This is a genomic window from Clostridium sp., assembly GCF_016650095.1.
Classification (GTDB): Bacteria; Bacillota; Clostridia; order Clostridiales; family Clostridiaceae; genus Clostridium_AD.
Genome location: NZ_JAENWL010000127.1, coordinates 1 through 8,874, shown reverse-complemented (window position 1 = coordinate 8,874; position 8,874 = coordinate 1). Strand labels below are relative to the sequence as shown.

13 protein-coding genes are annotated in these 8,874 nt (G+C 30.4%); 7 read left to right on the top strand and 6 right to left on the bottom strand.

What is annotated here, in order from left to right; all coding sequences use genetic code 11:
* Positions 1 to 16 precede the first annotated feature (16 nt).
* The 3 genes from JJE11_RS09290 to JJE11_RS09280 all read right to left on the bottom strand — a co-directional run bounded on the left by JJE11_RS09290 (position 17) and on the right by JJE11_RS09280 (position 1,881).
* Entirely contained in the window at positions 17 to 775 is a 759-nt protein-coding gene (locus tag JJE11_RS09290; RefSeq protein WP_291634844.1) for an AIM24 family protein, read from the bottom strand.
* Positions 776 to 878: 103 nt separating this feature from the next.
* Positions 879 to 1,496 carry a hypothetical protein gene (locus JJE11_RS09285; RefSeq protein WP_291634842.1) on the bottom strand — a complete coding sequence of 206 codons (618 nt, stop codon included), beginning with the start codon at positions 1,494 to 1,496 and terminating at the stop codon, positions 879 to 881.
* Positions 1,480 to 1,881: a BlaI/MecI/CopY family transcriptional regulator gene (locus JJE11_RS09280; RefSeq protein ID WP_291634840.1), complete on the bottom strand. Its 402-nt coding sequence runs from the start codon at positions 1,879 to 1,881 to the stop codon at positions 1,480 to 1,482. Before JJE11_RS09280 ends, JJE11_RS09285 begins: the two co-directional genes overlap by 17 nt.
* 164 nt (positions 1,882 to 2,045) lie before the next feature.
* Between JJE11_RS09280 and JJE11_RS09275 the strand changes: the two genes are divergently transcribed.
* Together JJE11_RS09275 and JJE11_RS09270 are read left to right on the top strand one after the other, a co-directional pair.
* Entirely contained in the window at positions 2,046 to 2,636 is a 591-nt protein-coding gene (locus JJE11_RS09275; protein ID WP_291634838.1) for a TetR/AcrR family transcriptional regulator, read from the top strand.
* Between the two features lie 39 nt (positions 2,637 to 2,675).
* Complete coding sequence (locus JJE11_RS09270) at positions 2,676 to 3,197, top strand: flavodoxin domain-containing protein (RefSeq protein ID WP_291634836.1); 522 nt, start codon at positions 2,676 to 2,678, stop codon at positions 3,195 to 3,197.
* 58 nt (positions 3,198 to 3,255) lie between these two features.
* On the opposite strand, the gene JJE11_RS09265 is transcribed toward JJE11_RS09270, so the two are convergent.
* Positions 3,256 to 3,459, bottom strand: a complete 204-nt coding sequence (locus JJE11_RS09265) for a DUF6440 family protein (protein WP_291634834.1) — start codon at positions 3,457 to 3,459, stop codon at positions 3,256 to 3,258.
* Between the two features lie 142 nt (positions 3,460 to 3,601).
* Positions 3,602 to 4,573, bottom strand: a complete 972-nt coding sequence (locus JJE11_RS09260) for a DUF2971 domain-containing protein (protein WP_291634833.1) — start codon at positions 4,571 to 4,573, stop codon at positions 3,602 to 3,604.
* Positions 4,574 to 4,837: 264 nt separating this feature from the next.
* Between JJE11_RS09260 and bcp the strand changes: the two genes are divergently transcribed.
* On the top strand, positions 4,838 to 5,296 hold the full coding sequence (gene bcp / locus JJE11_RS09255; protein ID WP_291634831.1) for a thioredoxin-dependent thiol peroxidase: 459 nt from the start codon (positions 4,838 to 4,840) through the stop codon (positions 5,294 to 5,296).
* Positions 5,297 to 5,407: 111 nt separating this feature from the next.
* Here bcp and JJE11_RS09250 read toward each other — a convergent pair whose 3' ends face one another.
* Positions 5,408 to 5,842 (bottom strand): SRPBCC domain-containing protein, encoded by a 435-nt coding sequence (locus tag JJE11_RS09250; protein ID WP_291634829.1) that lies wholly within the window; start codon positions 5,840 to 5,842, stop codon positions 5,408 to 5,410.
* A gap of 262 nt (positions 5,843 to 6,104) precedes the next feature.
* Here JJE11_RS09250 and JJE11_RS09245 point away from each other — a divergent pair, with 262 nt between their 5' ends.
* The 4 genes from JJE11_RS09245 to JJE11_RS09230 all read left to right on the top strand — a co-directional run.
* Positions 6,105 to 6,410: a metalloregulator ArsR/SmtB family transcription factor gene (locus JJE11_RS09245; protein WP_291634827.1), complete on the top strand. Its 306-nt coding sequence runs from the start codon at positions 6,105 to 6,107 to the stop codon at positions 6,408 to 6,410.
* Between the two features lie 13 nt (positions 6,411 to 6,423).
* On the top strand, positions 6,424 to 7,581 hold the full coding sequence (locus JJE11_RS09240) for a DUF362 domain-containing protein (RefSeq protein WP_291634824.1): 1,158 nt from the start codon (positions 6,424 to 6,426) through the stop codon (positions 7,579 to 7,581).
* Positions 7,582 to 7,741: 160 nt separating this feature from the next.
* Positions 7,742 to 8,767 carry a mercury methylation corrinoid protein HgcA gene (hgcA, locus tag JJE11_RS09235; RefSeq protein ID WP_366927920.1) on the top strand — a complete coding sequence of 342 codons (1,026 nt, stop codon included), beginning with the start codon at positions 7,742 to 7,744 and terminating at the stop codon, positions 8,765 to 8,767.
* A gap of 23 nt (positions 8,768 to 8,790) precedes the next feature.
* Positions 8,791 to 8,874, top strand: an 84-nt coding sequence (locus JJE11_RS09230) for a 4Fe-4S binding protein (RefSeq protein WP_291634846.1), incomplete at its 3' end; no start/stop codon positions are given.

The following is an 8,874-nucleotide window of genomic DNA, read 5'->3' as shown; positions in this document are numbered from 1 at the left end:
TGTTTTAAAATGTGGACTATACGTTCATTGGTCTATTTTTTTTAGTAGGTGCGATCCAAACTTCACCGGTTCCTACGAATGTCTGTAAATATCCTTCGTGCTTTGACTTTTCTATTTGTGTATCTATTTTACCTCTTATGACAATTGAAAAATTACCATCAATTTTTAACGTCTCATTATTTAATTCATAAATAAGGATTTCATCGAATGGAACATAACTTTCTAAAATGGCGATGCCACTTCCACTTAGTTTCGGTTGTCTTAAACCATCTCCGCTTATTATTCCTGTAGCTACATTTTTATTTGTATGTACAGAAAGTTCAATGGTGTCTTCACAACAATAGAACATTCCATCATCTAAAATAATCTCTTCATCAAATAATTCTAAAACATAAAAATACTTATATGAGGGATCTAAATATATTTCACCGTATTTTCCGTAATACCTTGAGGTAAATGAAGCTTCTCCTGTACCCACACTTTTAAAAAATCCCTTTGAGGCAGAAGGTGCATTTTTCTGAATTTCTATTTCAATTGGTCCCTTCATAAATTGGAGCTCCCCAGGTTGTACTAGCACTCCTCCCTCGTTGATGTTAATTCTGACTTGACGGAGCTTTTCCCCTCCATATTGTGTTGGGGTGGTGTTTGTAGCACCAGTGCCCAAAACACTACCGTTTCTAGGTTTTTTATATTCAAGCACTTCGAATATGGTATTATTACTACTTGTTAAGGTATCGATTACTCTTACTGCATCCGAAAAATCTGGATTAAACATAATTAATTTCCTCCGATATTTTATTTAATACTATTATCATTGCTATTTTGTGGCTGTTATGACATTGCAATAATAGTTTTTGATTCATATTTTTAAGAATCATTTATTCTTTCATAGTTTTCATCATTATCTCTTTATACAATTTAGGGTCTGCTTCTGATTTATAAATAGACACCTTCCATTGACTATTTTCCTTTAAAAGCCCTATATATCCTTTTGCAGTGTCACTTCGATCGTCCTTCCCATTAGTAGAAGTAAACTTCAATTTAGCTTCATAATGATACCCAGCTTTATCTTCTTTCTCACTATATAAATTTTTTTCTAGAATAATGTCTGTCACTTGCACAGTATAATTACCTTTAACACAAACTAAGGTAGTCGGAGTGTTGTACCTATTTCCAATAATACTATTATATCCTGTTACTGTCATTAAAGGTTGAATGTTTTTATCAAATGAACTCACTGCTTTGAGGTAGTTATCTTCTGCTGTTTTATTACCAGGTGTGAGATTAGCGCTTGCTTTAAGCATTTTCTCATAATCAGCTATTTTTAGTGCATCTACTTCATAAAAATTTTTAACAAATTCATTAGCAATGTTAATTTGTGTTTTTGCTTGCGATTTTGAAGTATTTAGCGCAACACCGAGTCCTCCCAAAATAACAACAATAATAGTTCCGAGTAATATAGTTTTAATATTTACCTTCTTATACTTTGAAATCATTACAATCCTCCTTTTTATTTAATTGGTTTAGTATGTTTTTCAATTCTTCTATATCCGTTTCTGATATTTCTTTTGACTCTGCAAATGATAAGAGCATAGATTTAATAGATCCATTAAATACCTTATTAATAAAGGACTTACTTTCAAGTTTTATACATTCATCTTCTGATACCAATGGAAAATATAAATATTCATTTCCTAATTTATTAAAACTAATTGCATTTTTATTTAATAATCTGTTTATAAGACTTTTAACAGTAGCTGGTTTCCACTCTGATTTATCTTTTAGTTCCTGTATAATGTTGACTGATGAAATTTCAGAATAATTCCATATTATTTTCATAACTTCCCATTCCGCATTTGATATTTTAGGGATTTCACTCATTATTATTCCACCTCCAGGCGATTACATTTGTAATTCTTAATATTAGTTTACAGTTGTAATTGGAAATAGTCAATATATATTTGTAATATCTTCTATATGTTGACAATTATATACATCGTTGATATAATAAACAGTGTTCACATAAAGTATATGGAGGTGCAAATATGGGAATAACCGAAAGACGAGAAGCAGAGAAAGAATCGATAAAGGGAAAAATATTTGACAGTGCAAGCAAACTCATAATAGAGTATGGCTATGAAAAGCTTTCTATTAGAAAACTAGCAAATGATATTGAATACTCGCCCGCTGTGATTTACAACTACTTTAAAAATAAAGATGACATTATAAAGGCAATTACCATTGATAACTATAATAGAATATATAATGATCTTTTATGTATTGATTTCAAAACTATGACACCTAAAATAGCCTTGAAAACAGGTCTTTTAAAACTTTCACAGTTACTATTAACCCACAGAGAGCATTTTAAAGCTACACTTTTGAGTGGTGTTAATACTATGTTGGAGACGTCTAATGATAACGATGCTATGAATCTTCTTATAGATATACTAAATAGGGGGATTTCATTAGGGGATTTTGCTATTGATAATACGAAATTCACAGCATTTCTATTAACTACAGGTATCTTTGGTATGGTGAATATCATCGTTTTAAATAACATCTATGATGAAAATATGATAAATGACACAATAAACTCTTATACAGAAATACTTGTTAAAGGTGTTAGTAAATAGGTTGCATTTAAATTTTGAAATTATCAGGAGGCGTAAATAATGAAAACTGTGGTAATATACAAGTCCAAAACAGGTTTTACAAAGAACTATGCACAATGGATTGCAGAGGAGTTATCTGCTGATATTTTGGATGCTTCAAAGGTTAATATCAATACGCTTACAGCTTATGACACCGTGATTTATGGCGGTGGTTTGTATGCTGTTGGTATCAATGGAGTAAAACTAATAACAAAAAACCTTGAAATGCTTAAAGATAAAAAAATTGTTGTTTTTGCGACGGGAGCGTCGCCCTTTAGGGAAGCTGCTATGAGAGAAGTACGAGATAAGAACTTTACTCCCATGGAACAGAAACATATAAAGTTTTTTTATTTAAGGGGTGGATTTAATTTTGATAAACTAAAGCCTACTTATAAAGTAATTATGACTTTACTAAAATGGAAGTTGAAAATAAAAAAAGACTTAACACCTGATGATAAAGGCATGCTATCCAGCTATGATAAGCCAGTAGATTTTACAAGGAAGAGGAATATAGATGAATTAATCACTTATGTTACTCTATAGTAGCAACATAAATCAAGTAATTTTGATGCCGGCTAATTCCTCATCCTCTTTAAGTATTTTACAATTTCACTTGCGAGAGCATAGCATTTCCATCTTTATCTAATAATACAGTTAATCCTCCAGCATAATCTTCAATATTTATTAAATAGTTCGTTCCAGTTTTTGTATCTATAATTTTTTTACAACATACTGTTAATAAACTTGAATTATCATATTCAAGTTTAAATTTTTTATTTTCACTATTATCATTCTTATTAAACATCTTTTCCTCCTAAATTTTTTATGCCGCATCGATATACGAGTTTGACTTACGCATATTCAAATAAATAGTTTTTTCTTAAATATACCCAAATTTCAAGTATCTTAATCTACCCCAACAATTCGGACAAAAAAAACAACACATGTCACCTATATGTTGCTTCTGTATGACTTATTTTTATACTATTTGCATCGTATCCATTTGATAGTAAAAAATAATATATATCATTTTCTGTTATCTTAGATTTTGGACCAATTATTATTTCATTGATAACTTGTTCTTTTATTAATTCTGTAAAATCAATATCACAAGATGCAACTAGCTGGTTATTTTTAAAGTAATATTTAATAGGACTTATCTTGTACTTATTGATTTCTTCTCCTTTTTTAAAATATTTTTCACTTTCCTCCAAAGTCATACCTCCAGTAACTTTGTTATTATATAGTTGTGGATCATAGATTATTCTTACTTCCTTTTCCTCACTAAATGCTGGATTTTTAATAACACAACTTATCTTTTCTAAATGTTCTATTAAAACCTCACAAAAACCATCGAATTTTTCTGTAAAATATTCATTAAAATCATTTGATATTTTAAGTAAGTCATCTTCAAACATTTTCTTCATATATAAAATTGCGGCGTGTACTAATTCTGCTAATTTTTCCTTTTGTTTATTTTCTTTATACATAACCATTTCAACTGATATATTCTTACAGTTGTTTTTTAAATCTTTAATCTGTTTATAATTAAATCCTATAGATACCCCTTCTCCATCTTGACCGTAAGCTCTCCATTGACTTAAACTGTCTTTTTCTTTAGAAAAGCAAGTTATTAATATTGGCCTAGTATCGTAAACCACTCTTTTTATTTCCTTATTATAATATTGCAAGTGATTACTTACCCCATCCTCATACCAATAATCTTCTGTTAAGTCTATCTTTATATCAAAGTTTTCTAGTTCTTCCTTTAACACCCCTCCGATAAGTTTTGTAGCCCATCTTTTTTCCATATAATCATTTGTCCTATTTAAATCAGATAATCTTATACATTTATCTTGTACTATTGCTAGAAATGTATTTACACTGCAATAATGATATAAAGTCTCTATCTTATACATTATTATTCCCCCTGAAAAACTATCTTTACATTACTTTTATAAATGCGCATTAACCTATTTATTTATACCATATGCGCGTTGTCTAGTAATTGCCACACTATAGAAATCGACAAAAAAAGTGCCCTAATAGACACTTAAACAAATAAAAGTACAAGTAAATGGTATACTGTTGATAGACATATGCTATAATACAAATTAAATTATATATCTAGTGTAGTTTTAATCAATTATGAATTTTTTTTTAAAATGAAAGGAGTCGTAATTATGCTTAAAGAAGGAGATCAAGCACCTAATTTCACATTGAAGAACGAGCAAAATCAGGATATAACTTTAGGAGATTTTAAAGGTAAAAAAGTAGTTCTTTACTTTTACCCAAAGGATAATACTCCTGGTTGTACAAAGGAAGCATGTAGTTTTAGAGATGTATATGATGATATATTGGCTGCTGAAGCGATTGTTATTGGTGTTAGCAAGGATGATGCTAGTTCACATCAAAGATTCAAGGACAAACATAAATTGCCTTTTTACTTGTTAAGTAATCCTGACCATAGTGTTATTGAATCTTATGGAGCATGGCAGGAAAAAAAGATGTTTGGCAAAACATCTATGGGAATTGTACGTTCAACATTTATTATTAATGAAAATAGAATTATAATTAAAACTTATGAAAAAGTTAAACCAGATGAACATGGTGAAGAAGTACTAAAAATATTAAGAGGATAATAATAATAATAATAATAATAATATGTAATGTTGCACAACAAAAACTGTATATAAAATAATATTGCCTATTAATATAAATACACCCACTTATGTGAGTGTATTTATATCATGTTATTTTTTTTCAGCTATTTCTTTTATGTTTTTTAGTAATTCTCCAATTTGGGTTTCTGCATGTGCGCAAGATTCTTCATCTGGATGACCCTTTTGCGTCCATGTGAATTTAGTTTTATTGTAATCTATACTTTCTAAATTATATGTTATCAGAGAATAATTTTCAGGTCTATTTTCTAATCCAGAAAAACTAGACCAAAAGCTATAACTTAGTAATTCATGTAATACATTCTCATTTATTACACCCATGTCACAATATTTTTGACCATTAAATTCACCCTGAAACATTATTTTACTTCCAATTTTCCAATCAGTTATTGTTTGAGTCCCATAAAGATATTCTTGAATAATTTTAGGGTTTGTCAAAACATCCCAAAGTTTGGAATTACCTATATTTATTTCAATGGATTGCGATGCTATCAGGTCATATCTCATTTTGTTCCTCCTTACATATTAAAAATAAGTAACATATTAATAATTGATAAATGATTTATTTCAATATTATATCATTTACATGTAAATGGGCATATATACATGACTATATATAGTTTTTGTTATAAAGTAATAAAAACCACATCATGGAATAAACAAAGGAACCGACTTAAAATGAGTTCTATATTGACAAGAATCTTATTATAGGCTAGAATCAATTCGATGGTTATCGAATAATGATATCTTTGGTTGGGAGTTAATAAAAATGAATACACGAAAAATGGCAAAAATATTTAAAGCTCTTTCTAATGAGAATCGATTAGAGTTATATTTTAAAATTGCCGAGGCTCACGAAGCCGGTTTTGAAGCCGGTGGTAAATGCTTCGTTGCAGATATCACTGCTTGTTTGGGTATTGGAGCACCGACAGTCTCTCATCATATCAAAGAATTAGTGAACGCAGAACTAATTACCACAGAGAAAAGGGGAAAGTTTTTAATATGTAGGGTAAATGAACAACTAGTTATGAATGTAAGCAAGATGCTAGCCCTGCAGCATTCGATTAAAGGATAAAGGAGTAGTTATTATGGAAAGCGTTGCACTTTTAAAATGTACAGAATATGACGTAGAACTAATAGAAAAAACACTAAGAGAAGGTTTTGAACTTCTTGGTGGGGATTCTTTTTTAAGAAAACTTATACCTAAAAATAGTAAAGTTTTATTAAAACCTAATTTTCTTAGTATAGAACAAAAAGGATCACCAGTTATAACTCATTACGCAGTTTTTGAAGCAGTAGTTAGAATAGTTAAAGAATACAGCGAAAATATTACATTTGGAGATTCGCCTGGTTTTGGAGATTCAAGAAAAGCAGCTGAAAAGTCAGGACTTATGGAAGTTGCTAACAGATACGGGGTTGTTTTTGATGATTTTAAAGAAGATATTCATGTAATGCTTGAAAACTCTATATTATGTAAATCTTGGAATATAGCTAGGGCACCTTATGAAGCTGATGTTGTGATTACACTTCCAAAGCTAAAAACCCATGCTATGGCATATTATACTGGAGCAGTTAAGAATCAATTCGGTTGTGTTCCGGGTACTCAAAAAGCAACATGGCACACAAGAATGCCAGACGCTAATAATTTCAGTAAAATGCTATTAGATGTAAATACTGTGGTTAACACTAGCTTTGCAATTCTTGATGGAATAATTGCAATGGAGGGAAATGGGCCTAAAAGTGGAACTCCTAAAAAGATGGATACTATAATTATGGGCCAATGTTTAACCGCTGTGGATTCAGTTGCAGTTAGGTTAATTGGTTATAATGACGTTTTAAAAATCCCCCTTTTAAAAGAAGCCTTTGATTCAAAGTGGGGGGCTGTTCTACCAGAAGATATAGAGGTATTAGGAGAAAAAATAGAGTCAATGAAATGTAAAGACTTTAAGCTATCAAGAAAAGGCGGCAGCTTTTATTTTGTAAGCCCTTCCGTAACTCATTTTTTAACCTCAATGGTTGCACCCAATCCAGTTGTAATAGAAGAGAAATGTATTGGTTGCAAGAGATGTGATGAAGTTTGCCCACAAAAGCCTGAAGTCATATCCTTTATAAAGAAAGGAAATAAAGTAATTCCAAAATGGGATTACAGTAAATGTATAAGATGCTTCTGTTGTCAGGAACTTTGTCCACAAGGTGCAATAGAAACGAAGAATAAGACATTAGGTAAACTGTTAGGTTTAAAATAATCGAGAGTTTCAATATCCAAAACCAAATAAAGCATGAGGTTAAAACTGGATTAAATTCGATTTTAACCAAAATAAAACTCATCTGATCTCCAAATGAGTGCAACACCTCATTACAATATATTGTATTCTAAATAAGGTTAGGAGAAATGCTATGTTAAAAATGAATTCAAATAGGAAAGTGACAACTTGTTGCAGTAATAATAATACTAATATTAACATCACAAAATCAACATCCAAACTAACTTTTAGTGATATCATGGGTTCCTTTAAAGCTAGATGGGGAATAAATAGAATGAATTTCAATGTAATTCCTGGTCTTTACAGCTTAGGGACACCCGATTGCAATTCTCCTGTAATGGTTACAGGGAACTATAAAATGAGCTTTGATGCTTTAAGAAAAGAATTAACAGGAGTAAATACCTATATACTTGTGCTTGATACAAAGGGGATTAATGTTTGGTGTGCAGCTTCTAAGGGAACCTTTGGTACAAATGAACTTGCATACCGCATTAAGAAAGTTAATCTATCCCAAGTAGTTACTCACAAAACTCTTATATTACCTCAATTAAGTGCAACAGGGGTTTCAGCTCACGAGGTACAAAAGAAAAGTGGCTTTAAAGTAGTTTATGGTCCAGTTAGAGCAGAAGATATACCGCACTTTCTAAATAATGAAATGAAGGCAACCCCAGAAATGCGTAAGGTAAGATTCAATTTACTTGATAGACTAGTTTTAACTCCTATTGAAATTGTTGGTTCTTTAAAATCTTCTCTAATAATTTTTGGAATAATGTTTTTATTAAACTTATTATCCATAGGAAATTTTAAAAGTATAGATGTAATTGCTTACCTTGGAGCAATTTTTTCAGGTTGTGTATTAGTACCTATGTTTTTGCCATGGATACCAGGTAACGCATTTTCATTTAAAGGATGGTTAATAGGACTTCTCTGGGCGCTATTAATAGTTATTTTAAATTGGCGGACTCCGAATGTTAACTTTTTAAATTCAGTAGCTTATTTATTGATTTTACCATCTGTAGCTTCATATTATGCTATGAATTTCACTGGATGTTCAACTTATACATCTTTGTCTGGAGTTGTTAAGGAAATGAAAGTAGCTGTACCACTTATAGCAATCTCAATAGTTTTAGGAAGCATACTATTGTTAGTTAGTAATTTTGCATTCTAATAATTTCTAAGGAGGTATTTTTCATGAAACATAAATATTTAAAAAATGTTGTAACCCTTAAACTTATACAAGAAAAATGTATTGGCTGTGGAATGTGTTTGAGTGTC